Annotated in this window: 22 protein-coding genes; 7 read left to right on the forward strand and 15 right to left on the reverse strand. The window is 60.2% G+C overall.

Annotated elements, in window-relative coordinates:
• Positions 1–139: 139 nt before the first annotated feature.
• From phnE (FGF54_RS14235) to phnG, 11 genes are all read right to left on the reverse strand, one after another.
• Positions 140–1,489, reverse strand: coding sequence for a phosphonate ABC transporter, permease protein PhnE (gene phnE, locus FGF54_RS14235; RefSeq protein ID WP_142779997.1), 1,350 nt, complete (start codon positions 1,487–1,489; stop codon positions 140–142).
• On the reverse strand, positions 1,489–2,475 hold the full coding sequence (gene phnE / locus FGF54_RS14240; RefSeq protein WP_080852848.1) for a phosphonate ABC transporter, permease protein PhnE: 987 nt from the start codon (positions 2,473–2,475) through the stop codon (positions 1,489–1,491). The genes phnE (FGF54_RS14235) and phnE (FGF54_RS14240) overlap by 1 nt, the downstream gene beginning before the upstream one ends.
• 70 nt (positions 2,476–2,545) lie before the next feature.
• A complete protein-coding gene (gene phnD / locus FGF54_RS14245) occupies positions 2,546–3,451 on the reverse strand; it encodes a phosphonate ABC transporter substrate-binding protein (RefSeq protein WP_080852847.1) in 906 nt (301 codons plus the stop codon).
• Positions 3,452–3,536: 85 nt separating this feature from the next.
• A complete protein-coding gene (phnC, locus tag FGF54_RS14250) occupies positions 3,537–4,397 on the reverse strand; it encodes a phosphonate ABC transporter ATP-binding protein (RefSeq protein WP_142779998.1) in 861 nt (286 codons plus the stop codon).
• A 237-nt stretch (positions 4,398–4,634) separates the two neighbouring features.
• On the reverse strand, positions 4,635–5,252 hold the full coding sequence (locus FGF54_RS14255) for a DapH/DapD/GlmU-related protein (protein ID WP_142779999.1): 618 nt from the start codon (positions 5,250–5,252) through the stop codon (positions 4,635–4,637).
• The gene (gene phnL / locus FGF54_RS14260; protein WP_142780000.1) at positions 5,249–5,956 is read right to left on the reverse strand and encodes a phosphonate C-P lyase system protein PhnL; all 708 of its coding nucleotides are present in this window, start codon (positions 5,954–5,956) and stop codon (positions 5,249–5,251) included. Before phnL ends, FGF54_RS14255 begins: the two co-directional genes overlap by 4 nt.
• 4 nt (positions 5,957–5,960) lie before the next feature.
• On the reverse strand, positions 5,961–6,737 hold the full coding sequence (phnK, locus tag FGF54_RS14265; RefSeq protein WP_004439249.1) for a phosphonate C-P lyase system protein PhnK: 777 nt from the start codon (positions 6,735–6,737) through the stop codon (positions 5,961–5,963).
• Positions 6,734–7,636 carry an alpha-D-ribose 1-methylphosphonate 5-phosphate C-P-lyase PhnJ gene (locus FGF54_RS14270; RefSeq protein WP_065654731.1) on the reverse strand — a complete coding sequence of 301 codons (903 nt, stop codon included), beginning with the start codon at positions 7,634–7,636 and terminating at the stop codon, positions 6,734–6,736. Before FGF54_RS14270 ends, phnK begins: the two co-directional genes overlap by 4 nt.
• 133 nt (positions 7,637–7,769) lie before the next feature.
• Positions 7,770–8,879, reverse strand: coding sequence for a carbon-phosphorus lyase complex subunit PhnI (locus tag FGF54_RS14275; protein ID WP_142780001.1), 1,110 nt, complete (start codon positions 8,877–8,879; stop codon positions 7,770–7,772).
• A gap of 1 nt (position 8,880) precedes the next feature.
• Complete coding sequence (phnH, locus tag FGF54_RS14280; RefSeq protein ID WP_168208106.1) at positions 8,881–9,489, reverse strand: phosphonate C-P lyase system protein PhnH; 609 nt, start codon at positions 9,487–9,489, stop codon at positions 8,881–8,883.
• Positions 9,489–9,950 carry a phosphonate C-P lyase system protein PhnG gene (phnG, locus tag FGF54_RS14285; protein ID WP_142780003.1) on the reverse strand — a complete coding sequence of 154 codons (462 nt, stop codon included), beginning with the start codon at positions 9,948–9,950 and terminating at the stop codon, positions 9,489–9,491. Before phnG ends, phnH begins: the two co-directional genes overlap by 1 nt.
• Positions 9,951–10,032: 82 nt before the next feature.
• Between phnG and phnF the strand changes: the two genes are divergently transcribed.
• A complete protein-coding gene (phnF, locus tag FGF54_RS14290) occupies positions 10,033–10,770 on the forward strand; it encodes a phosphonate metabolism transcriptional regulator PhnF (RefSeq protein WP_142780004.1) in 738 nt (245 codons plus the stop codon).
• A gap of 9 nt (positions 10,771–10,779) precedes the next feature.
• Here the strand turns inward: phnF and dapB are convergent, their stop codons facing one another.
• From dapB to mepA, 4 genes are all read right to left on the reverse strand, one after another.
• Positions 10,780–11,607 (reverse strand): 4-hydroxy-tetrahydrodipicolinate reductase, encoded by an 828-nt coding sequence (gene dapB / locus FGF54_RS14295; RefSeq protein WP_142780255.1) that lies wholly within the window; start codon positions 11,605–11,607, stop codon positions 10,780–10,782.
• Positions 11,608–11,733: 126 nt separating this feature from the next.
• Complete coding sequence (locus FGF54_RS14300) at positions 11,734–12,756, reverse strand: glucokinase (protein ID WP_142780005.1); 1,023 nt, start codon at positions 12,754–12,756, stop codon at positions 11,734–11,736.
• Positions 12,757–12,778: 22 nt separating this feature from the next.
• Entirely contained in the window at positions 12,779–13,162 is a 384-nt protein-coding gene (locus tag FGF54_RS14305) for a methylglyoxal synthase (protein ID WP_003524431.1), read from the reverse strand.
• A 99-nt stretch (positions 13,163–13,261) separates the two neighbouring features.
• Positions 13,262–14,311: a penicillin-insensitive murein endopeptidase gene (gene mepA, locus FGF54_RS14310; protein ID WP_142780006.1), complete on the reverse strand. Its 1,050-nt coding sequence runs from the start codon at positions 14,309–14,311 to the stop codon at positions 13,262–13,264.
• A 205-nt stretch (positions 14,312–14,516) separates the two neighbouring features.
• Here mepA and FGF54_RS14315 point away from each other — a divergent pair, with 205 nt between their 5' ends.
• The 6 genes from FGF54_RS14315 to FGF54_RS14340 all read left to right on the forward strand — a co-directional run bounded on the left by FGF54_RS14315 (position 14,517) and on the right by FGF54_RS14340 (position 23,351).
• Complete coding sequence (locus FGF54_RS14315) at positions 14,517–16,361, forward strand: extracellular solute-binding protein (RefSeq protein WP_142780007.1); 1,845 nt, start codon at positions 14,517–14,519, stop codon at positions 16,359–16,361.
• Positions 16,362–16,500: 139 nt separating this feature from the next.
• Positions 16,501–17,595 (forward strand): microcin C ABC transporter permease YejB, encoded by a 1,095-nt coding sequence (locus tag FGF54_RS14320; protein ID WP_003524435.1) that lies wholly within the window; start codon positions 16,501–16,503, stop codon positions 17,593–17,595.
• Positions 17,595–18,740, forward strand: coding sequence for an ABC transporter permease (locus FGF54_RS14325; RefSeq protein ID WP_142780008.1), 1,146 nt, complete (start codon positions 17,595–17,597; stop codon positions 18,738–18,740). The genes FGF54_RS14320 and FGF54_RS14325 overlap by 1 nt, the downstream gene beginning before the upstream one ends.
• A 5-nt stretch (positions 18,741–18,745) precedes the next feature.
• Entirely contained in the window at positions 18,746–20,386 is a 1,641-nt protein-coding gene (locus FGF54_RS14330; RefSeq protein ID WP_142780009.1) for an ABC transporter ATP-binding protein, read from the forward strand.
• A 101-nt stretch (positions 20,387–20,487) separates the two neighbouring features.
• Positions 20,488–21,735: an FAD-binding oxidoreductase gene (locus tag FGF54_RS14335; RefSeq protein ID WP_142780010.1), complete on the forward strand. Its 1,248-nt coding sequence runs from the start codon at positions 20,488–20,490 to the stop codon at positions 21,733–21,735.
• 254 nt (positions 21,736–21,989) lie between these two features.
• Positions 21,990–23,351, forward strand: coding sequence for a glutamine synthetase family protein (locus tag FGF54_RS14340; protein ID WP_003524441.1), 1,362 nt, complete (start codon positions 21,990–21,992; stop codon positions 23,349–23,351).

The following is a 23,351-nucleotide window of genomic DNA, read 5'->3' on the forward strand; positions in this document are numbered from 1 at the left end:
AATGCGGCAAGCTTCCGAATGTGCTGAAGACACAGGCAGAGATGATGACGGGATAGGGCCGGCATAAATCGGGACCGCGCAAGTGTCCGGCGGAGATGACGAACATCATTACGACGTTCGCCATTCCATCCCTTCAGACTTAGTGTTGTGTTTTGCCGATCAGGCGTGAACGCAGCGAATTGGAGATGTGGTCGAACAGGAAAACGACGAAGAGGATGAGCAGGACCATATAGGCGACCTTGTCCCAGTCGGCATTGGTGCCCATCGCCTCCAGCAGTTTCAGACCGATGCCTCCCGCGCCCACCGCGCCGATGATCGTGGCGGAGCGGGTGTTGCTTTCCCAGAAATAGAGTGACTGCGAAATGAAGACCGGCAGGACCTGCGGCAGCACACCGAAGCGGTTGACCGCAATCGGGGAAGCGCCGACCGATTTGACGCCTTCGCGCTGCTTGTCGTCGACATTTTCCAGCGCCTCGGCATAGACCTTGCCGAGCGCACCGGTATCGGTGAAGAAGATCGCGGCAATGCCGGGGATCGGTCCGGGGCCGAAGCTGCGGGTGAAGAATAGCGCCCAGATCAGCATGTCGATGGAACGCAGGAAGTCGAACAGCCGCTTCATGCCCCAATTTGCGGCCCTGTTGGCGGTGATGTTGCGCGCGGCGATGAAGGCGAGCGGCAGGGCGACGAGCGTGCCGAACAGCGTGCCCACAAAGGCCATGACCAGCGTCTGCATCAGCTTGGAAAGAATATCGGCATGTTGCCAGACGCTGTTGTCGAGGAAATCGTCCACCATATGGCCGATATTGGAGCGCTCGGGATCGAGCCTTTCTCCCCACAGCGCGAGAGCGGCGAGTTCACCATAGCCCTTGCCCCAGAATTCCGATTTGGTGTCGAACAGGAAATTCGCCCATCCGAGGAACCGGCGCTGGACATAGACCTGGCTGGTGCGGATTTCCGCCTGCCCGGCAAAACCAAAATGCACGAGAACCTTGTTGCCGTCCTGCTGGATTTCCTGCGGCCCATCGTCGGATGCCCGGGCCTGTTCTCCATTGATGATGACGGGATAATTCTTGCCGTCGACATAGACATCTACCCGGGTCGGGGTCACGTCGAGGCGGTTGTCTGTGCCCGCATAAACGACGCTGTAGCCACCGCCCGGCAGGGGCTGCAGCCAGTCGATCTTTGCATCGACCGGATATTGCCCGCGGCTGGACCATTGCGGCTCCACCTTGCCGTCTTCGAAACGCAGGCGCGGCTGGGCGCGCCAGGAATACCAGTCCTGAATATAGCTCGAGGCACGATCCCATCGGCCCTGCATGAAGGCCGGACCGACATTGAAGAAGAAAAAGCAGCCGATGAGATAAACGGTGACAGTGAGAAGGCCGACGAGCAGACCATATCGCTGCATGAAACTGCGGTTGAACACTTGCGGATGCGCGGCCGTCAATCTCTCGCGGTCGGCGGTGTTGAGAATGAAGCTGGTCGACATCAGGCCGCTCCCCGTCCGAATTCGAAGGATTGATGGCCGATCAGCCTGCGGCGCAGCCAGCTGGAAAACTGGTCGACGGCGATGATGGTGATCAGCAGAAGGATGATGATGGCATAGGTCTTCGACGCATGATCGTTACCGATCGAAAGCCGGAAGACCTCGCCGATGCCGCCGCCGCCCACAGCACCGATGATGGTGGAGGCGCGCACGTTGATTTCGGCGCGCAGCAGCGCATAGGACACGAAATTGGGCAGAACCTGCGGCACGATGGCGAATCGCACCCGCTCCAGCCAGTTGGCGCCCGCGGCGCGCAGGCCTTCATCGGGCTTCATGTCGGCATTTTCCACCACTTCGAAGAACAGCTTGCCCAGAGCGCCGATCGTGTGGACCGAAATCGCGATGATCGCCGCTATCGGACCGATCGACAGGATGGCGGTGAGTAGCCCGGCGACGACGATTTCCGGAAAAGCGCGCAGCACTTCCATCACCCGGCGCACCACCCAGCGCACGAGGCCGGCGCCGACAAGGTTGGTAGAGGCGAAGAAGCAGAGCACGAAGGCAAAACCCGTGCCGATGATTGTCGAAACCAGCGCAATATTGAGCGTGATGATCAGCTGATAGATGAAGTGCGGTATGTAGAAACCGTCGGTGATATAAACGCGGTCCGCGACATAATTGTATTTCAGCGAGCCATCTGCATAGGGCGACGGCAGGTCGAACATCGCGCGGAAGATTTCCAGCGGACTATCGGGCACGAAGGTTTTCATGAAGTCGAAAAAGTAGGGCAGACGCTCGAAGAACTTACCCGAATTGGCCGCATTGGCGAAATTCAGCGAGGCAGCGAGGATGGCGAGAAAGATCACGAGCGAAATGACGGTATAGATTCGCCGTGTCGCAAGCTGCTGTTGATAGTGACGCATGACCGTCTTGGACGATGCGCTCAATCCCTCGGGCGAGAGGGTACCATGGTGCAGTGTGGTCGCCATGCCGCTTTTCCTTTATTGACAAAAGCGGCGGTGCCGCAAGGCACCGCCGCTTCCGGATATGATCTGAGGATCAGCCGCCGATAACGGACTTACGGGCGTCGATGATCGTCTGGTAGAAGGACGGATCGACCTTGATGTAGGCGGTGTTCTTGCCCTGGGTGAAACCCTGGAAGCAGGCGAGGTCCTTCTTCGGCAGTTCCATGAAGAAGTCTTCAACCTTCTGCTTCATCGCGTCGCCGAGCTTGTTCGTAACCATCAGCGGACCGTTCGGGATCAGCGGCGACTTCCAGACTTCGACGATATCGTCCATGTCGAGGTTGCCCTTCTTGACCATCTGGTAGAGGTTGCCGGCGGTGTAGCCTTCTTCCCACTTGCCGACGCCCGAACCGAAGGTGGTGCCAACGTCGAACTTCTTGTCGAGAACGGCGAGAACGAGGTTCTCATGGCCGCCGCCGAAGCCGGTTTCGGAGAAGTATTCCTTGACCGGAACGCCAGTTTCCTTCGGGATCGCCACGTTCGGAACGAGGAAGCCGGAGGTGGAGTCAGGATCGGCGAAGCCGATCTTCTTGCCCTTGGCATCCTTCAGCGTCTTGATACCGCTATCCTTGCGGGCAACCATGATCGTGTAATAACCGGTCGAACCGTCAGCGCCGGCGGTGGTCAGGATCGGATCGACGGCTTTCGGATCGGCCAGGGCGATCTTGGCGTAGGAGGACGCGCCCATGGAAGCGATGTCGATGGTGCCGCCGAGAAGACCCTGGATGACGCCGTTATAGTCCGGCGACGGGAAAACCTGAACTTCGGCAACGCCGGTCGCGGCCTTCAGGCCATCGGCAACGCACTTGGTGTTGCGGATCTGGTCGGCTTCGTTTTCGGAGCCGTCGAGACCGATGCGCAGAACCTTGACGTCCTGAGCCATGGCGGAACCGGCCAGAACGCCAAGCGCGACTGCCGAAAGAAGGACTTTCTTCAACATGGACTTTCTCCTGTTTCCCGGCGAGCCGGAGTTTGTTGTGAAATATCGGCCCTTGACGCGGGCGCAAACGATGCTGAGCGGTTCCTCAGAGCCCGGCGAGAGCGAGCGGTTCGGGGCCGGCAGATTGCTGCACCGGACGCGCGGGAAGCTGCGCGCCGGGAATATTGATGCTGGTCGAGGTCATGGTCTCGTCGATGCCCGACCCTTGAGAATCGGTTCCGTAAATCTCCGTGACGGCCGCAGCCGTCAGCTCAGTAGGGGTTCCGTCGAAAACGACGCGGCCCTGAGACATGCCGATGATGCGTTCGCAATAATTGCGTGCCGTATCCAGCGTATGCAGGTTGGTGATGACCGTGATGCCTTCGCGTTCGTTGATGTCGCGCAGCGCGTCCATCACGATCTTGGCGTTCAGCGGGTCGAGGGAAGCGATCGGCTCATCGGCCAGAACCATCTTCGGAGACTGCATCAGGGCGCGGGCGATGGCGACGCGCTGCTGCTGACCGCCGGAAAGCGTGCCGGCAGCCTGCATGGCCACATGCTCGATGCCGAGCCTTTCCAGGGCGGCGATGGCCATCAGGCGCTCGTCATTGGTGAAGATGTTGAACAGGCTGAGCGCCGTCGAGCGGTGATTGAGGCGACCGAGCATGACATTGGTGAGCACATCGAGGCGCGGCACCAGATTGAACTGCTGGAAGATCATGGCGCAGTCGCGCTGCCAGCTGCGAAGCGCCGCGCCCTTCAGCACCGAAACTTCCGTGTCATTGAAATGGATGGAACCCGAGGACGGATCGACGAGGCGGTTGATCATGCGCAGCAGCGTCGATTTTCCCGCACCCGAGCGTCCGATAACGCCAACCATCTGGCCCTGCGGAATTTCGACATTCACGGAATCGACCGCAGTGTGGTTGCCAAAGCGGCGCGTGACTTGCTTCAGGTGAAAGCTCATTTCCCCGTCCAATCTTCTTTTTTGACGGGGTTCGGCGTAACAGCGGTGCGTGAAGTGTGGATGTCAGTTTGATGAATAAAATATTACAGATTTCACGGATCTCGCATCCGCCTGTTCGCCGACAAAGCTTTCGGGAGGAATCTTGGACCGTTCAAATCCGCGTGTCTTTTTTGATCGCATAAACAAAAATCCCGGGGTTTTGCCCCGGGATTTGCAGGTGTTCGGAAGAGGAAGATTTCATCCGCCATATTTCGCGACGAAATCCTCGGCGTCCAGATTACGGAAATCCTCGAGAGCGATGCGCAATGCCGCGTGGTCCCAGTCCCACCACTTCAGATTATCCATTTGCCGGCCCAGTTCCGCCGGGAAGCGCTCCCGGATCAGCCGGGCGGGCACGCCGCCGACGATGGTATAGGGCGCGACGTCTTTTGAGACGACTGCGCCCGCCCCGATCACCGCGCCGTTTCCGACCGTGACGCTGGGCAGGATCGTCGCACCATGGCCGATCCATACATCGTGGCCGATGACGACGCGTTTGGCGCGGCGGGCGGCAAAGAAGTCCGTCTCATCCTCCGCATCGTCCCAGTAGTTGTGGGCACGATAGGTGAAGTGATGCAGCGTCGCTCGCTGCATCGGGTGATTGGTGGCGTTGATGCGGACGGAGGCGGCGATGTTGACGAATTTGCCGATGGTGGCGCACCAGATCGCACCATCCTGCATGACATAGGAGTAATCGCCCATCTCGACCTCCTCGATGCGGCAGCGTTCCGAAATTTCGGTATAGCGGCCGATCGCGGAGTTGCTGACACGGGCGGTCTCATGGATGACCGGTTCCAGACCGACCTTGACGCTCATGCCACTGCCTTTCTGGGAGAAAACTGTGAGACGTCCAGAATGCGGTCGGCCACGGCCTCCCGTACCTCCTCGTCATGGAAAATGCCGAGCAGTGCCGTGCCCTTCTGTTTTTTCTCGACAATCATATCGACGACGACACGCCGGTTAAGGGCGTCCAGCGAGGCTGTCGGTTCATCGAGAAGCAGGATCGTATGGTCGGTGATGAAACCGCGCGCGATATTCACGCGCTGCTGTTCGCCGCCCGAAAAGGTCGCCGGCGGCAGTGACCATAGTTCCCGTGGCAGGTTGAGCTTCGAAAGCAGCATGGCTGCGTGTTCGCGGGCTTCATCGACGGCAACCTTGTGCGCCAGAAGCGGTTCGGCGACGACATCTATGGCAGCGACACGCGGCACGGTGCGCAGGAACTGGCTGACATAACCGATGGTGCGGTGACGGATATCGAGGATCGTGCGCGGCGAGGCGTTGCCGATATCGACGACCTGGCCCTCATGACGAACGAGAATCTGCCCGCTGTCGATGGTGTAGTTGCCATAGAGCATTTTCAGGATCGAGCTTTTGCCGATGCCGGAGGGACCGCCGAGCACGACACATTCGCCGCCGCAAACGGAGAAATTGACATCGCGCACAACGGGCAATTCGATGCCGTCGCGAAGATGCATGGTGAAGCTTTTGAAGACTTCCGAAACGATAAGAGGCGTCGGCATGGCGTCAAACCTGCAGAATAGAGGAAACAAGCAATTGCGTATAGGGCTCGCGCGGGTCGTCCAGCACCCGGTCGGTCAGACCATGTTCGATGACATCGCCGCCCTTCATCACCATCATGCGATGGGAAAGCAGCCGCGCCACCGCAAGATCATGGGTGACGACCACGACAGCAAGACCGAGATCGTTGACGAGACCGCGTACCAGATCGAGCAGGCGCGCCTGCACGGAGACATCGAGGCCGCCGGTCGGTTCGTCCATGAAGACGAGGCGCGGTGAGGTGACGAGGTTGCGGGCGATCTGCAGGCGCTGGCGCATGCCGCCGGAAAAGGCGCGTGGTTGGTCGTCGATGCGGTCGGTGCCGATTTCCACCCGCTCCAGCCATTCGCTCGCCGATTGCCTTATGTTACCGTAATGCCGGTTGCCGACGGCCATCAGCCGCTCGCCGACATTGGCGCCGGCCGAAACCGCCATGCGCAGCCCGTCCGCCGGGTTCTGGTGCACGAAACCCCAGTCGGTGCGCATCAGGAAACGCCGTTCGGCCTCGCCCATATGATAGAGGTCACGCATCGAACCGTCGCGCATGCGATATTCCACGCTGCCCGCCGTCGGCATCAGCCGGGTGGAGATGCAGTTGAGAAGCGTGGTCTTGCCGGAACCGGATTCGCCGACGATGGCCAGAACCTCGCCGGGATAAAGCTCGAAGGAGACATTGCGGCAACCGGCGCGGTCGCCATAATATTTGGAAACGTCCCTGACTTTCAGAAGCGGTGCGTCGCTCATTCTGCGGCCTCCTTCACATCCGCCAGCAGGTGGCCTTTATGGCCATGGGCGCGGCGGTCCTCGCAATGGTCGGTATCGGAGCAGACGAACATCCGCCCGCCCTTATCATCAAGCACCACCTCGTCCAGATAGACATTCTCCGCACCGCACAGCGCGCAGGGCTTGTCGAAGCGCTGGATTTCGAAGGGATGGTCCTCGAAATCGAGGCTGACGACGTCGGTATAGGGCGGCACGGCATAGATGCGCTTTTCGCGTCCTGCGCCGAAGAGCTGCAGGGCGTCCGAGAGATGCATTTTCGGATTGTCGAATTTCGGGGTAGGCGACGGATCCATCACGTAACGCCCGGCCACCTTCACCGGATAGGCGTAGGTGGTGGAGATACGGCCGTTGCGGGCGATATCCTCGTAAAGCTTGACGTGCATCAGGCCATATTCCTCCAGCGCGTGCATGACACGCGTTTCGGTCTCGCGCGGTTCGAGGAAGCGCAGGGGCTCGGGAATGGGAACCTGATAGACGAGGACCTGACCCGAATGCAGTTCTTCTTCGGGAATGCGGTGCCGCGTCTGGATGATGGTCGCATCCTTGGTGCGGGTGGTAACCGCGACATTCGCCACCTTCTGGAAGAAAGCGCGGATGGAAACCGCATTGGTCGTGTCGTCTGCGCCCTGGTCGATAACCTTCAGCACATCGTCCGGGCCGAGAATGGAGGCGGTTACCTGCACGCCGCCAGTGCCCCAGCCATAGGGCATGGGCATTTCGCGGGAAGCGAAGGGAACCTGATAACCGGGAATGGCGATGGCTTTCAGGATCGCCCGGCGGATCATTCGCTTGGTCTGTTCGTCCAGATAGGCGAAGTTGTAGGCAGCCAGCCCGTCGTCAAATGAAACTTCTTCAAGCATTGCGCGTTAGCCTTGTGAAAAAAGGAGTACAAGCTCATGGAGATTGGAATTCTTGCAGCCGTGTTCTTTGCTGTGTTTGCAGCATCGACCGTCTTTTGCGCTTACTGGTTTGGCGAGCAGCACAGCCGCTGAGCTATTCGGCCGCATCGCCCATCCACTCCGCGCCATTGGCGTTGACCGCCTCGAAATCGGCACGCATTTTCCTGACCAGACCGAGTTCGGCCTGAAAATCCACGTAATGCGGCAGTTTCAGATGTTCGACGAAACCCGTCGCCTGAACGTTGTCGGCGTGTGAAATGACGAATTCCTCGTCCTGCGCGGGCGCCACGACGTCCTCGCCGAATTCGCCTGCCCGCAGCGCCCGGTCGACCAGCGACATTGCCATCGCCTTGCGCTCGCTCTGGCCGAACACCAGACCGTAGCCGCGCGTGAATTGCGGCGGCGCCTTGGCCGAACCCTTGAACTGGTTGACCATCTGGCATTCGGTGACCTGTATGTCGCCCAGCGAGACGGAAAACCCGAGTTCCGGCACCTCCAGTTCGACCTCCACCTCACCGATGCGGATTTCGCCGACGAACGGATGGGTGCGGCCGTAGCCGCGCTGCGTCGAATAAGCGAGCGCCAGAAGGAAACCCTCATCACCGCGCGCCAGCGATTGCAGGCGCAGGTCACGCGGCATCGGAAATTCCATCGGCTCCCGCGTCAGGTCGCCGGCAATATGGTCAGCCGGCATATCGCCGTCGGTTTCGATCAGCCCTTCCTGGGCCAGAATATCGGAAACCCGCATGACATGTTCCGGCTCGCCTTCGCGCTGGGTGGCTGTCTCAACGGTTCCGTCTTCGAGAAGCGAAGGATCGAGCAGGCGATGGGTGTAATCGAAGGTCGGCCCCAGCAATTGTCCGCCCGGCAAATCCTTATAGGTCGCGGAAACGCGCCGCTGCACCGCCATGTCAGCGGTATCCACCGGAACCGAATAACCGAAGCGCGGCAGCGTCGTGCGGTAGGCACGCAGCAGAAAGATGGCCTCGATCATGTCGCCACGGGCCTGCTTGACGGCAAGGGCTGCAAGCGACTGATCGTAAAGAGACGCTTCCGCCATCACCCGGTCGACGGCGAGCGAAAGCTGCGAAACGATCTGCGACACCGTCATCGCGGGCAGGTCACGGTCTCCGCGCCGTTTGTCGGCCAGAAGCCGGTGGGCGTTGGCAATGGCGGTTTCCCCGCCTTTGACAGCAACATACATCTTACGCCTCCACGGGTTGAATGCGCGTCGTGCGCGGCAGGCAGACAAATCTGTCGGCGGATGTCAGGATGACGTCGACGCCGCGCGGGAAAATGGCATTGTTCTCCGCCCACAGCCGCGGGAATATGTCCGGCAGGCCGGTGGGGCTAATGATATTGACGTGGCGGATACCGGGGCCGGAGAGCAGCAATTCCCGCCCGCCATCCAGATCAGGCAACTCGATGATGAGCGTGGTGGAGCGGTCCGGATATTCCTGACTTCCCTGCGCGAAGAGACCGAAGGAAGCTATGGCGCTGCCCGCTTCGATGACGGCGAAATGCGCTGCGCTTTTTTCTTCGGTCGGGACCGCACCGGTATGAAATCCGATCCAACCGGGGACAGTGGTTTTTCGTAGCGCGCCGCTCAGCCAGACCGGCGTATCGTGATCGCAGAGCGCCAGCAGGACCGCGCCGGTAGCGGGGGCGAGAGGCAATGGCGGGGCGACTGCGGTTTCGATTGTCTGCGGCGTGCCCGGCCGGGCCATGCCATCCATGAGTTTCTTGAAAATCCGTTGGGAATCGAAGACGGCATCGGAAAAACCGCCCGTCAATGCTTCGGCCTTGACGCTCATCAATCTTCTCCTCGAACCATGGTGAAGAAATCGACCCGGGTGGCGGCGGTCTCTTTTGTTTTCCTGTCCTTCTCCTCGGCCAGTCGTTTCTCGACCGGTGAAAGAAGCTCGGTCTCGACAAAGCCGCGGGTCGGGCTTTCCTGCCACAGCGCATCGAAAACGGCGGCATACCAGGCCTTCTTGCGGCCGGTGCCGAGAACATGGGCGTGACCCACTGTGCCCGAGGCAAGCTTGACGGTTGCCCGGGTAACGGTCGTCTCACCCAGATTGAAGGGCGCGCCGCCGCCGCCGATGCGGCCTTTGACCATGACGAGGCCGGTTTCCGGCCCACGCACATTTTCGGTACGGGGGCTTTCATCCTGCCGGTTCCAGACGGTTTCAAGTTCCTGCACGGTGGCGCGGGCAAGAAGCGCCGCCACCCGCTTTCTGTCTGCATGCAACTCTGCAGTTTCGTGAATCATCGCTTGACCTCTAATATCTATTGATATAGACAACTATACAATATAAGGTACATTTAACGTTAGTGAATGACAAGCGTGTGACATGAGCCCTTCGGCAGCGATGAAAAGAAAGAACGGCGTGGCGCTCTGGCGGCAGATCGCCGACAGGATCAGAGGCGAGATCGCGGCGGGCGATCACGATGAAACCGGCATGTTGCCGCCGGAAATGACGCTGGCTGAAAAATTCGGCGTCAACCGTCATACCGTCCGAAGCGCCATTGCCGCACTCGCCAGTGAAGGCATTCTCGAGCCGATGCAGGGGCGCGGTACGATGATCGCCCGCAAGGAGCGCCTGAGTTTTCCGATTTCACGGCGCACGCGATTTACGGAGGGCATCGGCGATCAGGTCAAGGAAATGGAAGCGCTGCTTCTTTCCCACACGACCGAACCGGCCAATGCCGATCTGGCGGCGCGGCTGCAATTGCCGGCGGGTGCGCCGCTCATACGTCTCGAAACGCTGCGCAAGGCGGATAACCGGCCGGTGTCCCGCTCGACCACATGGTTTCCGGCGGATCGTTTTGCCGGAATAGGTGAGGCCTATCTTAAAAGCGGCTCGATTACGGCTGCCTTCAATATGCTGGGCGTGGCGGACTACGTGCGTATTTCCACCGTCATCTCCGCCAGCCATGCGGACACGCAGGATCTGGCTGATCTCGAATTGTCGCCGGGCGCGATCCTGCTCGTCACCCAGGCGCTGAATGCCGATATGGATGGCGTGCCGGTGCAATATGCCATCAGCCGCTTTTCGGCCGATACGGTCGAATTCACGGTGGAGAATTAAGCCGAAAGCTTACTCCGCCTGCGAAAGCCCCAGCACATTCAGCATCGAATAGAAGCCCGGTTTCTTGTCGAAGGCCCAGACGGCTGCAGCAATCGCGCCGCGTGCGAAAATAGAGCGGTCGCCGGCATAATGCGAAAGCTCGACGCGCTCGCCCTCTCCGGCGAAGATCACCGAATGTTCGCCGATCACCGAGCCGCCACGCAGCGTGGCAAAACCGATGGTCCCCACTTCACGCGCACCCGTATGCCCGTCGCGCACGCGAACGGACGATGTGGTGAGATCGACCTTGCGGCCCGCCGCAGCCGCCTCGCCGAGCAGAAGGGCGGTGCCTGAGGGCGCATCCACCTTGTGCTTGTGGTGCATTTCAAGGATTTCGATATCCCAGTTCTGCGCATCCAGCGCCTGCGCTGCCTGCTGTGTGAGAACACTGAGCAGGTTAACGCCGAGGCTCATATTGCCCGACTTGACGATGCGGGCATGGCGCGACGCCGCCTTGAATTTTTCCTCGTCTTCCGCCGAGCAGCCCGTGGTGCCGATGATATGCACGATGCGGGCCTGCGCGGCGAGGCCGGCAAAGGTGACGCTGGTTGCCGGCGAGGTGAAATCGATCACCCCTTCCGCATGCAGAAATGCCTGCAGCGGATCGCTGGTGATTTCGACGCCGATTGGGCCGAGACCGGCGATTTCGCCCGCATCGCGGCCGACAAAGGCAGAGCCCTCGCGCGCGACGGCGGCGTGCAACTGGACGCCGGGGGTCTGGTGAATGAGGCGGATCAGCGCCTGTCCCATGCGGCCCGCCGCGCCGACCACCACCAGTTTCATGCCGCTGCTGCCCATGCTGTCACTCACTTTTCATCTCGGGCGGATCGAGATCCGCCGGTATCAGTCGATTGATGTTTGCAGCAGTGACGTTAAAGACCGCCCACCCGCTTCGCAAGCATCACATAAGAACAGGCCGGGCCATCAAGCCCTCCAGCGTCGCCCGTCCAGCGACAGGCCGAAATCGGACGGCGTTCTCGAATAGGTGGCGAGGCCGGAAAGCGCCGCCTGCGGATGGGTGACGACGAAGGTGGGAATGGTTCGCATCAGCGCGCTGTGCGGCGCCTTGTCTTCGAAGGCAGCCCGGAATTCAGGGCTCTTCAGCGCCGGGATGATCTTCTGCGAAATGCCGCCGGCCAGATAGACACCGCCCTTCGCCATGAAGATCAGCGCGAGGTCACCGGCCACGCGGCCGAGATAGGTGCTGAAAAGGGACAGAGTCTCTTTCGCCTGCCGGTTATCGCCCGAAAGCCCCTGCGAGGTAATGTCGGCCGGATCGGAAAAGACAGGCTCGATGCCATCGGCGGTGCAGACGGCCCGGTAAAGATTGACCAGCCCGCGCCCGCACAGGATCTGCTCACCTGCGACACGGCCCTCGATGGTTTCGATATGCGGGAAAACCGCATAGTCACGCGTGCTTCTCGGGCCGATGTCGATATGGCCGCCCTCACCGGGCACCGGGAACCACATATGGCGGGCATAAACCAGCCCGGCGACGCCAAGCCCCGTGCCCGGTCCGAGAACGACGCGCGATGCCAGCACATCCTTGCGGCCGGAGCCGATGGATTCGCGGTTGTCGTCGTCAAGCGCTGCAATGGCCAGAGCCTGCGCCTCGAAGTCGTTGATGACGATGACATCCTTCAGGCCGAGATTGGCCAGCATGTCCTTTGGCCTGACGACCCAATGGCAGTTGGTGAGCGGAATCTCGTCACCTTCGATGGGGCCGGCAATCGCAAGAATGGTCGAGACCGGCTGGAGCGAGGTCTTGTCCAGAACTGCCTGCTGGATGGCGTCGTCGATGGTCGGATATTCCGCCGTCTTCACGGTGGTGAGGTGCACCGGTTCGGCAAAGGAATCGATCAGAATGGAAAAGCGGGCATTGGTGCCGCCGATGTCGCCAAGAAGGATCGGAAAGGACAGATATTCGGTATCGGACGTCTTCGGCATTGCCTGTTCCATGTTGGGAGGTTCAGTTGGCGACGTGGAAGTCGATGAGATTTTCTGCGGTAGCGCGGTTGAGCGCCATGGGAATATCGTAAACCGTAGCAAGTCGCGTCAGCGCCTTCACATCAACATCATGCGGCATGGCCGTCAGCGGGTCTGTGAAGAAGATCAGCATATCCACCTCGCCGGTGGCGATCATCGCGCCGATCTGCTGGTCTCCGCCGAGAGGTCCGCTTTTGAGACGAATGACTTCAAGACCCGGACAGGCTTCCTGCACGCGCCCGCCGGTGGTGCCGGTGGCGACGATCCTGAAACCGGCAAGCGCTTTCTGGTGATGACGGGCGAAATCCGCCATATCGTCCTTTTTCTCGTCATGAGCGATGAGCGCGATACAGCGTTGTCCTTCCATGGTCCCAGCCCGTTCCATCAAGAATTAAATCGATTTGAAGCCTTCTATAACAGCTTGCCGCCATTTGAAAAGGGAAGCTGTTGAATGCCCATTTCTGTTTCAGTTCAATGTCGGGCGCTGGGTGGGAAGCGGAATATCCGAAGGCGGCTGCAGGGCGGGGGCTGCCTGAATGACCTGCTCCACGCTTTGCTGGCGCGTTGCCGGAGCAGGCGAATAGGCCTGGGCCGCAAGTCCCTCGGGATTGGCGGAAGGGGCGGCAGCCACGGCGGTGCAGGCCGAGGGCAGATCGGAAACCATGACCGGGCGCGGTTTCACCGGCTTGGCATTGGGGTCCTTTTTCGGCGGCGCCCATGGTTCCTTGCTGAACCACCAGGCCAGCGACTTGTCGCAGCCGTCGCCTTTGCCCACGGCCGCCTGCGGTTTGCAGTTGGGCGCGCCGGGCGGGCATTCGAGACGGATGTGGAAGTGCTCGTCATGGCCGTAGATCGGCCTGATCTTGCCCATGAAGGTGCGGTCGCCGGTCCATGTCTGGCAGAGTTTCTGCTTGATGGCCGGGTTGACGAAGACACGCTCCACCTGCGGGTAGCTTGCCGCCATCATCACCAGCCGGGCATTGAGCGGTGACCACTTGCGGTCATCGACCGTCAGGAACTTGCTCTTGTCCAGCATGGAGATGAAAGGCACCGTTTCGCGCTGCTCCACGCTCAGCCGTGGGCTCGGCATCGGTCGCCACCATATGTCCACATCGAGGCCGATCTGGTGCGACGCATGGCCGGTCAGCATCGGCCCGCCGCGCGGCTGGGAAATATCGCCCAGCAGCAGGCCCGGCCAGCCGATCTTCTGGGCATCCTGCGAAAATTGCTCGAGGAAGGAAATCATCTGCGGCTGGCCCCAGCGCCGGTTGCGGGAAAGGCGCATGGCCTGCCAGCCGGGACCGTCCGTCGGCATGGCGATGGCGCCGGACTGGCAGCCCTTGGCATAGGAGCCGATCGGCTGCGAGCCCGTGGCGGAAGGTAGCGCCATGTGGCCGAACACTTCTTTCGCGGGCCTGTCCTCGGCCGATGCGGTTTCCATCTGCAACTGCAGCGAGGAGACGACCGAAATCGCCAGCATGGCCGCCTTGAAAACTCTCGATGATCCCGCCGTCATATCGTCGTGCCCGTCCGATCAGATGATTCTCTTCCCCTTAAGATAAACTGGAACGGGATTTTGTTGAAACCATGTTTCACCCCGCCTGTTGCAAAGCGGGAGGATAAAGGTGCGGATAAAGAGCTTGTGAGCCAGCGCATCTGTTTTTTGCCAATCTTTGTTTTATGCTCTCTTCAACAAACGCGAAAACAGGGACATTCCCCCGATGATATTGGCACCACTGAAATCCCGTCTCCTCATTGCTCTTGCGGCATCCGCCCTGCTGATACCGGCGGCGACCTCCGCACAATCGGCCGATGTATGGCGGAAGGGGATTTCGACGGTTGGGGAACTGAAACATCCCGATGGCTTCGATCATTTCGACTATGTGAACACCAAGGCGCCGAAAGGCGGCACCCTTCGCCTGTCGACGGCGGGCACCTTCGATACCCTCAATCCGCTGCTTGCCAAGGGGGAGGCGGCGACCGGCCTTTCGCTGGTTTTCGATACGTTGATGAAATCGACGGAAGAGGAGCTGTCGGCCTCCTACGGTCTGCTGGCCGAGGGCGTGAGCTATCCGGACGATATTTCGAAAGCCACCTTCCGGCTGCGCGCGGAGGCCAAATGGGCGGATGGCAAACCGGTGACACCGGAGGATGTCGTCTTCAGCTTCGAAAAGGCCAAGGATTTGAGCCCGCAGCTTGCGACCTATTACACCCACGTTACCAAGGCGGAGGTGAGCGGCGAAAGGGACATTACCTTCACTTTCGATGAAAAGAACAATCGCGAATTGCCGCAGATTGTCGGGCAATTGCTGATCGTTCCCAAGCACTGGTGGGAAGCCGCCGGCCCGGATGGCAAGCCGCGCGACATATCGCGCGGCACGCTGGAGCCGGTGATGGGTTCCGGCCCCTACAAGATTGCCTCAGTCTCTCCCGGCTCGACAATCGCTTACGAACGCCGCGACGACTACTGGGGCAAGGACGTCAACGTGAATGTCGGGCTGAACAATTTCAAAACCATCGCCTACACCTTCTTTGCCGATCAGGATGTGGAATTCCAGGCCTTCAAGTCCGGCACCGTCGATTTCCGCCAGGAAGCCTCCTCCAGCCGCTGGGTCACGGGTTATGATTTCCCGGCCGTCAAGGAAGGCCGCGTCAAGAAGGAAGAACTGCCGAATATCTATCGTTCCGTCGGTATCATGCAGGCCTTCGTGCCGAACATGCGCCGCGAAAAGTTCCAGAACCCGAACCTGCGCAAGGCGCTCAACTACGCCTTCGATTTCGAGGAGCTGAACCGAACGCTGGCTTACGGCCAGTTCCAGCGCATCAACAGCTTTTTCATGGGCAGCGAGCTGGCCTCTTCCGGCCTGCCGACCGGGCGAGAGCTGGAGATTCTTCAGGAACTGAAGGATCAGGTTCCGCCGGAGGTCTTCACGACAGAATATCGCAACCCCGTGGCAGGCGACCCCGCCAAGCAACGCGACAATCTGCGCGAAGCGGTCAGGCTGATGAAGGAAGCCGGTTACGAGCTGCGCGGCAACCGCATGGTCAATGCGAAAACCGGACAGCCGCTCGATATGGAGTTTCTGATCGATTCCGCCGGCATGGAAAGAACCATCCTTCCCTATGTCCAGAATCTGAAGAAGATCGGCATCAACGCCACCATTCGCACGGTCGACGCCTCGCAATATACCAACCGCACCCGCAGCTTCGATTATGACGTGATCGTCAAGCTCTGGGCGACTTCGGCGAACCCCGGAAACGAACAGGCGGATTTCTGGGGTTCGGCCGCCGCCGACCGGCAAGGGTCCAACAATATTGCCGGCATCAAGAACCCGGCCGTCGATGCGTTGGTCAGGAAGGTCATATTTGCGCCCAACCGGGATGAACAGGTGGCCGCCGCACGCGCGCTCGACCGGGTACTTCTGGCAAACAGCTACGTCATACCGCAATTCTACCGTGGTGAGATGTTCATCGCTTATTGGAATACGCTCATCCGTCCGGAAAACCTGCCCCAATATGGTGTCGGTTTTCCGGAAGCATGGTGGTCCAGCCAGGCCGCGAACTGACGCTGGCCTTGCTTTCGCGCCGAAGGCTTGATTCACATAGGGCGAGACGAATCGCTTAAAGCGCAGGCAGCGCTTTCAGGAAAGGACCGGGTTTGACAGAAACGAAAACCGCTGACGTATCGGCCGGGAGCAGAGGCTGATGGGCGCCTATATCCTCAGACGTCTGGCGCTGATGATCCCGACCATCGTCGGCATTATGGGCATTTCGTTTCTCGTCATCCAGTTCGCGCCGGGCGGGCCGGTGGAACAGGTCGTCGCGCAATTGACGGGGCAGGGCGACAGCGCCTCCGACCGGCTCTCGGGCGGCGGCGATCTCATGGGCCAGTCCGGCGGTTTCGATGACAGCGGTTCGAAATATCGCGGCGCGCAGGGTCTCGATCCGGAACTGATCGCCAAGCTCGAAAAACAGTTCGGCTTCGACAAGCCGCCGCTCACCCGTTTTCTCGAAATGATGTGGAATTATATCCGCTTCGATTTCGGCGACAGCTTCTTCCGCAATTCCTCTGTCATTGATCTCATCATCGACAAGCTGCCGGTGTCCGCGTCGCTTGGCTTCTGGATCCTGATCATTTCCTACATCATCTCCATTCCGCTCGGCATCAAGAAGGCCGTGTCCGACGGCTCGACCTTCGACGTCTGGACCTCCGGCATCATCATCATCGGTTATGCCGTGCCGAGCTTCCTGTTCGGTATCCTGCTTATCGTCCTCTTCGCCGGCGGATCCTTCTTCGACTGGTTTCCGCTGCGCGGTCTGGTGTCGGATAATTTTGATCAGCTGAACTGGTGGCAGAAGATCATCGACTATTTCTGGCACCTGACCCTGCCGCTCATCGCACTGTCACTCTCGGCCTTCGCGACGACGACGCTGCTGACCAAGAACTCCTTCATCGATGAGATCAAGAAGCAATATGTCATCACTGCCCGCGCCAAGGGCCTTACCGAACGTAGAGTTCTTTATGGTCATGTCTTCCGCAACGCGATGCTGATCGTGATCGCCGGTTTTCCGGGCGCCTTCATCTCGGCCTTCTTCACCGGATCGCTGCTGATCGAGAATATCTTCTCGCTCGATGGCCTTGGCCGCCTCGGTTATCTCTCGGTCGTCAACCGTGACTATCCGATCGTCTTCGGCACGCTCTTCATCTTCTCGCTGATGGGCCTCGTGGTCGGCCTCATTTCCGACCTTATCTATACGTGGATCGATCCGCGCATCGATTTCGAGCGGAGGGACGTGTGATGACGCTTGCCCATACCGCCGCAGCCGAAACGCTGGTAAAGCCGAAGCGCCCGTGGTTTTCGCCGACCACCAAACGCCGCTGGCAGAATTTCAAGGCCAACCGGCGCGGTTACTGGTCCTTCTGGCTGTTCCTGCTCCTGTTTTTCCTGAGCCTGATCGCGGAATTCATCGCCAATGACAAACCCGTCCTTGCCTCCTACAAGGGCGAGCTGCTGGTGCCGGTCATGGTGGATTATCCGGAGGAAAAATTCGGCGGCTTCCTGGCCCAGACCGACTACAAATCCTCCTTCATTCAGGATGAGATCAACGCCAATGGCTGGATGATCTGGCCGCCGATCCGCTATTCCTATCAGACGGTCAATTCCAATATTCCCCATTCGGCGCCCACCGCGCCCTTCTGGCTGATGGATAAAAAGGATCGCTGCTCGGCTTACCCGCAGGGCGATGCAGATCCGGGTTGTACGCTTGGCAATCTCAACTGGCTCGGAACCGACAATCAGGCCCGCGATGTCACGGCGCGGATGATCTACGGTTTCCGCATTTCCGTGCTGTTTGGCCTGACGCTGACCATTGCGTCGGCCCTTGTCGGCGTCACTGCCGGTGCGATCCAGGGTTATTTCGGCGGTTGGACTGACCTGCTGTTGCAGCGTTTCATCGAAATCTGGTCGTCCATGCCGGTCCTTTATATCCTGCTCATCATCGCGGCCATCCTGCCGCCGGGCTTCTTCGTGCTGCTCGGCATCATGCTGCTCTTTTCATGGGTCGGCTTCGTCGGCATCGTGCGCGCCGAATTCCTGCGGGCCAGAAACTTCGAATATGTCCGCGCCGCCCGCGCCCTTGGCGTCGGCAACTGGACGATCATGTTCCGCCACCTTCTGCCCAACGCCATGGTGGCGACACTGACCTTCCTGCCCTTCATCCTATCCGGCTCGATCACGACGCTCACCTCGCTCGATTTTCTCGGCTTCGGCATGCCGCCGGGATCGCCGTCGCTGGGCGAGATGATCGCGCAGGGCAAGAACAACCTTCAGGCCCCCTGGCTTGGCCTCACCGCCTTCTTCACCATGTCCATCATGTTGTCGCTGTTGATTTTCGTCGGTGAAGCGGTGCGCGACGCCTTCGATCCACGCAAGACGTTCCGGTGATCGCCATGACGGAAACAAAGACCCAACCGCTTCTCTCCGTCCGTGATCTCTCCGTCGCCTTCCATCAGGGCGGCGCGACCAGCATCGCTGTCGACCACGTCTCCTTCGATCTGATGCCGGGCGAGGTCGTCGCCCTCGTCGGCGAGTCCGGTTCCGGCAAGTCCGTGACGGCGAATTCCATTCTCAAATTGCTGCCCTATCCGGCGGCAAGCCATCCCTCGGGAAAAATCCTGTTCGACGGCAAGGATATGCTGACTTTGCCGGAACGCTCCCTGCGCGCGGTCCGCGGCAACGACGTCACCATGATTTTTCAGGAGCCGATGACCTCGCTCAACCCGCTCCACACCATCGAGCGGCAGATCGGCGAGATTCTGGAACTGCATCAGGCAATCACCGGAGCGCAGGCGCGGGCGCGCACGCTGGAACTGCTGCTGCAGGTGGGTATCCGCGAACCGGAAAAGCGCCTGAAGGCCTATCCGCACGAATTGTCCGGCGGCCAGCGGCAGCGTGTGATGATCGCCATGGCGCTTGCCAACCGGCCGAAACTGCTGATCGCCGATGAGCCGACCACGGCGCTCGACGTGACGGTGCAGGCGCAGATCCTCGAGCTTCTGAGTGATCTGAAGACCAAGCACGGCATGTCCATGCTGTTCATTACCCACGACCTCGGCATTGTCCGCAAATTTGCCGACCGCGTCTGCGTCATGACCAAGGGCAAGATCGTCGAGACCGGCACGGTGGAGCAGGTGTTTACCGATCCGCAGCACGCCTATACGCGTCATCTTCTGGCGGCGGAGCCGAAAGGCGAGCCGCCCCATTCCGACGCCAGCAAACCCGTGGTCATGCAGGGTGACGATATCAAGGTCTGGTTCCCCATCAAGGCGGGGCTGATGCGCCGGGTGGTCGACCATGTGAAGGCGGTGGACGGTATCGATATCACCCTGCGCGCCGGCCAGACTGTGGGCGTGGTGGGCGAATCCGGCTCCGGCAAGACGACGCTCGGTCTGGCCCTCTCGCGGTTGATTGCGTCTGAAGGGCGTATCAGCTTCATCGGCCAGTCGATCGACCACTATTCCTATGAAATGATGAAGCCGCTCAGAAATCGGCTGCAGGTGGTGTTTCAGGATCCTTATGGGTCGCTCAGCCCGCGCATGTCGGTCGGCGAGATCGTCGCCGAAGGCCTGAAGGTGCATGAGCGGTCACTTTCCGCCGATGAGCGCGATACGCGTGTCGCTACCGCGCTGGAAGAGGTCGGTCTGGACCCCGCGACGCGCTGGCGGTATCCGCACGAATTTTCCGGCGGCCAGCGCCAGCGCATCGCCATTGCCCGCGCCATGGTGCTTAAACCCCGTTTCGTCATGCTGGATGAGCCGACATCCGCGCTCGACATGAGTGTGCAGGCGCAGGTGGTCGATCTTCTGCGCGATCTGCAGGCGAAGCACGAACTCGCCTATCTCTTCATCAGCCACGATCTGAAGGTGGTGAAGGCGCTCGCCAACGATCTGATCGTCATGCGCCACGGCAAGGTGGTGGAGAGCGGCCCGGCGGCGGAAATCTTCGCCGACCCGCAGCAGGACTATACCAAGGCGTTGCTGGCGGCCGCCTTCAACATCGAGGCGATGAAAACGAAGGCGATAAGCCAGTAGGTCGCATTGCTGTTTCTGTTAAGGTGATGATTTTTCTGTTGCTTCGCGGAAAATGCCGACCCATGTTGAGGGGCATGTGATGCGGAAACGGATTGATTGCCATGGCAGCGGATGTGATCGTTTTGGGGGCAGGGATCATCGGGGTCTCCATCGCCCTGCAACTGGCCCGCAGGGGTAAGTCGGTGGTGCTGGTCGACCGGCGCGGACCGGGTGAGGAGACCTCGTTCGGCAATGCCGGGCTGATCCAGAGAGAAGGCGTCGTGCCTTATGCCTTCCCGCAGGATCTCGCCCTGTTGCTGCGCTATTCCCTGAACAACAGCATCGATGCCCGCTATCATCTCTCCGCCCTGCCGAAGATCGCGCCTTTTCTCGGCCGCTACTGGTACAATTCCGCAGCCTCGCGCCACGCGGCAATTGCGCGCGCCTATGCGCCGCTGATCGAGCATTCGGTTTCGGAGCACAATATCCTGATCGAAGAGGCGAAAGCCGGTGATCTGATCGTCAAGAACGGCTGGATGGAGGCGTACAGAACCGCCGCGAGGCGGGATGCCGATTTTGCTTTCGCCGAGCGTCTGGCGCGCGACCATGGCATTTCCCATACGAAACTCGACGCCGAGGAGCTTGCCGCAGCCGAACCGCATCTGAGCCATGATTTCGTCGGCGGCCTGAAATGGAATGATCCCTGGTCGGTGCGCGATCCGCATGCGCTGACGCTCGCTTATGTCCGGCTGTTCGAGAGCCTCGGCGGAAGCTTCGTCAGGGGCGATGCGTCCACCCTCAGCCAGACGGTGAGCGGGTGGACGGTGCGCACCGAAACCGGCACGGTCGAGGCCGAACATGCCGTCGTGGCGCTTGGCCCCTGGGCGGACACCGTCACGGAACGGCTGGGTTACCGCTTTCCACTCGGTGTGAAACGCGGTTACCACATGCATTACGCGCCGCAGGAGGGCACGAAGCTCAATAACTGGCTGATCGACGCCGAGCGCGGTTATTTCCTCGCGCCGATGCGAAAGGGTATCCGCCTGACGACGGGCGCGGAATTTGCCGAACGCGATGCACCGAAATCTCCCGTGCAGATCGAGCGGGCAGAGCAGGTGGCGCGCACCGTCTTTCCTCTCGGCGGCCGGCTGGATGCGGAACCGTGGATGGGTGCGCGGCCCTGCACGCCGGATATGATGCCGATCATCGGCAAAGCGCCGCGCCATAAAACATTGTGGTTTGCTTTCGGCCACGCCCACCATGGCCTCACACTTGGGCCGATCACCGGCCGTGTACTGGCGGAAACCATGCTGGGCGAAACGCCGGTTATCGCCATCGACGCCTATCGCCCGGAAAGGTTCAATCCCTGATAGCTAAATCCGCTGGCCTTCCGAGGACAGGCCACGTAACATGGTCGTATGCTGGAGCGGGATGGCGAAAAGTGTAAGCGGTTTTCGCCTGAAATCCCGTTCTAACTATATAATTTAGATCATGTAATGATCTAAAGGGGAAAAGGGGCGAAACGTCATCATGGTGGCGAGGTTTCTCATCTATCAGCAGCAGGACGACTTTCGTTAGCGCAACTCGCTGCGCATGAAACGAGATGGAAACGGCTTGCTGGTGCATGATGGATGATATTGAAAACGCAAAGAAATTTTTCGCCGATAACCCCGATATCGAAATTCTCGAAGCTTTCGTCATAGACGCGAACGGCGTGCCGCGCGGCAAGTGGATTCCGCGCGAACGGGCAATCGACGTTCTTGAAAAGGGAATGGCCATTCCCCGGTCGGTCTATGCGCTGGATATCTGGGGCCGGGATGTGCATGCCGCAGGTCTTGCGGAAGGTACGGGCGATCCGGACGGGTTTTGTTTCCCCGTTCCAGGCACGCTGTCGCGGGTTACATGGCTTGGCCGCCCGACGGCACAGGTTCTGCTGGCAATGAAAAACCCGGATGGAACCGGCTTTTATGGCGATCCGCGCCATGTTCTGGCGCAGGTTCTGGGCGCCTATAAAAAGGCCGGCCTCACGCCGGTCGTGGCGACCGAACTCGAGTTTTACCTGATCGATCCCGTCCGCTCCGCGCTCGATCCCGTTCGTCCGCCGCACAGCCGCGAGGGCCGGTGGCATACGGGCCAGACACAGGTTCTGTCGATTTCCGAACTGCAGGATTTCGAGGATGTCTTCCATGATATTGCCACGGCCTGCCGCGCACAGGGTGTGCTTGCCGATACGACGTTGCGGGAAAACGGTCCCGGCCAATATGAGATCAATCTCAACCATGTGCCGGATGCATTGCAGGCGGCCGATTTCGCGGTCTTCCTGAAACGTATCGTCAAGGGCGTGGCGCGACGGCATGATCTCGACGCCACCTTCATGGCCAAGCCTTACGGGTTACAGGCCGGCAATGGCATGCACGTGCATTTTTCCGTTCTCGACAGGGACGGCAGGAATATCTACGCCGGGGAGGACGGCCCGTCGGATGCCTTGATGCATTCCGTCGGCGGCCTCTTGGAAAACATGGGTGAAAGCATGGCGATCTTCGCCCCCCATGCCAATTCCTATCGCCGCCTGACCCCCAGCGAACACGCACCGACCTACGCCTCCTGGGGCATCGACAACCGCTCGGCGGCGGTTCGCGTCATCGTTGCCAGCAAGGCAGCGACCCGTATCGAACACCGGGTCGCGGGCGCCGATACCAATCCCTATCTCGTTGTCGCGATGATCCTGAGCGCCGCATTGGCCGGCATGAAGGAGAAGCGCCAACCGGGCGGCGCGATTGCCGGCGACAGCCACGCGATCAATCACGAGCCGCTGCCCACCAACTGGGACTATGCGTTGCAGCGCTTCACGCGGTCGAGCTTTGCCTATGCGACGCTCGGCCAGAAGTACCGCACGCTGTTTTCCGCCTGCAAACAGCAGGAGCTTTCCGAATTTTCCCTGCGTGTAACCGACGTCGAATATGACGCCTACATCAGGACGGTGTGA

Source organism: Agrobacterium sp. T29, from assembly GCF_006970545.1.
In the GTDB taxonomy this organism is placed as follows: domain Bacteria; phylum Pseudomonadota; class Alphaproteobacteria; order Rhizobiales; family Rhizobiaceae; genus Agrobacterium; species Agrobacterium leguminum.

What these genes read in the sequence shown, in the direction of transcription:
- phnE (WP_142779997.1), bottom strand. Translation starts at nt 1,489, where the DNA reads ATGTCGACCAGCTTCATTCTCAACACCGCCGACCGCGAGAGATTGACG.
- phnE (WP_080852848.1), bottom strand. Translation starts at nt 2,475, where the DNA reads ATGGCGACCACACTGCACCATGGTACCCTCTCGCCCGAGGGATTGAGC.
- phnD (WP_080852847.1), bottom strand. Translation starts at nt 3,451, where the DNA reads ATGTTGAAGAAAGTCCTTCTTTCGGCAGTCGCGCTTGGCGTTCTGGCC.
- phnC (WP_142779998.1), bottom strand. Translation starts at nt 4,397, where the DNA reads ATGAGCTTTCACCTGAAGCAAGTCACGCGCCGCTTTGGCAACCACACT.
- FGF54_RS14255 (WP_142779999.1), bottom strand. Translation starts at nt 5,252, where the DNA reads ATGAGCGTCAAGGTCGGTCTGGAACCGGTCATCCATGAGACCGCCCGT.
- phnL (WP_142780000.1), bottom strand. Translation starts at nt 5,956, where the DNA reads ATGCCGACGCCTCTTATCGTTTCGGAAGTCTTCAAAAGCTTCACCATG.
- phnK (WP_004439249.1), bottom strand. Translation starts at nt 6,737, where the DNA reads ATGAGCGACGCACCGCTTCTGAAAGTCAGGGACGTTTCCAAATATTAT.
- FGF54_RS14270 (WP_065654731.1), bottom strand. Translation starts at nt 7,636, where the DNA reads ATGCTTGAAGAAGTTTCATTTGACGACGGGCTGGCTGCCTACAACTTC.
- FGF54_RS14275 (WP_142780001.1), bottom strand. Translation starts at nt 8,879, where the DNA reads ATGTATGTTGCTGTCAAAGGCGGGGAAACCGCCATTGCCAACGCCCAC.
- phnH (WP_168208106.1), bottom strand. Translation starts at nt 9,489, where the DNA reads ATGAGCGTCAAGGCCGAAGCATTGACGGGCGGTTTTTCCGATGCCGTC.
- phnG (WP_142780003.1), bottom strand. Translation starts at nt 9,950, where the DNA reads ATGATTCACGAAACTGCAGAGTTGCATGCAGACAGAAAGCGGGTGGCG.
- phnF (WP_142780004.1), top strand. Translation starts at nt 10,033, where the DNA reads ATGAGCCCTTCGGCAGCGATGAAAAGAAAGAACGGCGTGGCGCTCTGG.
- dapB (WP_142780255.1), bottom strand. Translation starts at nt 11,607, where the DNA reads ATGGGCAGCAGCGGCATGAAACTGGTGGTGGTCGGCGCGGCGGGCCGC.
- FGF54_RS14300 (WP_142780005.1), bottom strand. Translation starts at nt 12,756, where the DNA reads ATGCCGAAGACGTCCGATACCGAATATCTGTCCTTTCCGATCCTTCTT.
- FGF54_RS14305 (WP_003524431.1), bottom strand. Translation starts at nt 13,162, where the DNA reads ATGGAAGGACAACGCTGTATCGCGCTCATCGCTCATGACGAGAAAAAG.
- mepA (WP_142780006.1), bottom strand. Translation starts at nt 14,311, where the DNA reads ATGACGGCGGGATCATCGAGAGTTTTCAAGGCGGCCATGCTGGCGATT.
- FGF54_RS14315 (WP_142780007.1), top strand. Translation starts at nt 14,517, where the DNA reads ATGATATTGGCACCACTGAAATCCCGTCTCCTCATTGCTCTTGCGGCA.
- FGF54_RS14320 (WP_003524435.1), top strand. Translation starts at nt 16,501, where the DNA reads ATGGGCGCCTATATCCTCAGACGTCTGGCGCTGATGATCCCGACCATC.
- FGF54_RS14325 (WP_142780008.1), top strand. Translation starts at nt 17,595, where the DNA reads ATGACGCTTGCCCATACCGCCGCAGCCGAAACGCTGGTAAAGCCGAAG.
- FGF54_RS14330 (WP_142780009.1), top strand. Translation starts at nt 18,746, where the DNA reads ATGACGGAAACAAAGACCCAACCGCTTCTCTCCGTCCGTGATCTCTCC.
- FGF54_RS14335 (WP_142780010.1), top strand. Translation starts at nt 20,488, where the DNA reads ATGGCAGCGGATGTGATCGTTTTGGGGGCAGGGATCATCGGGGTCTCC.
- FGF54_RS14340 (WP_003524441.1), top strand. Translation starts at nt 21,990, where the DNA reads ATGATGGATGATATTGAAAACGCAAAGAAATTTTTCGCCGATAACCCC.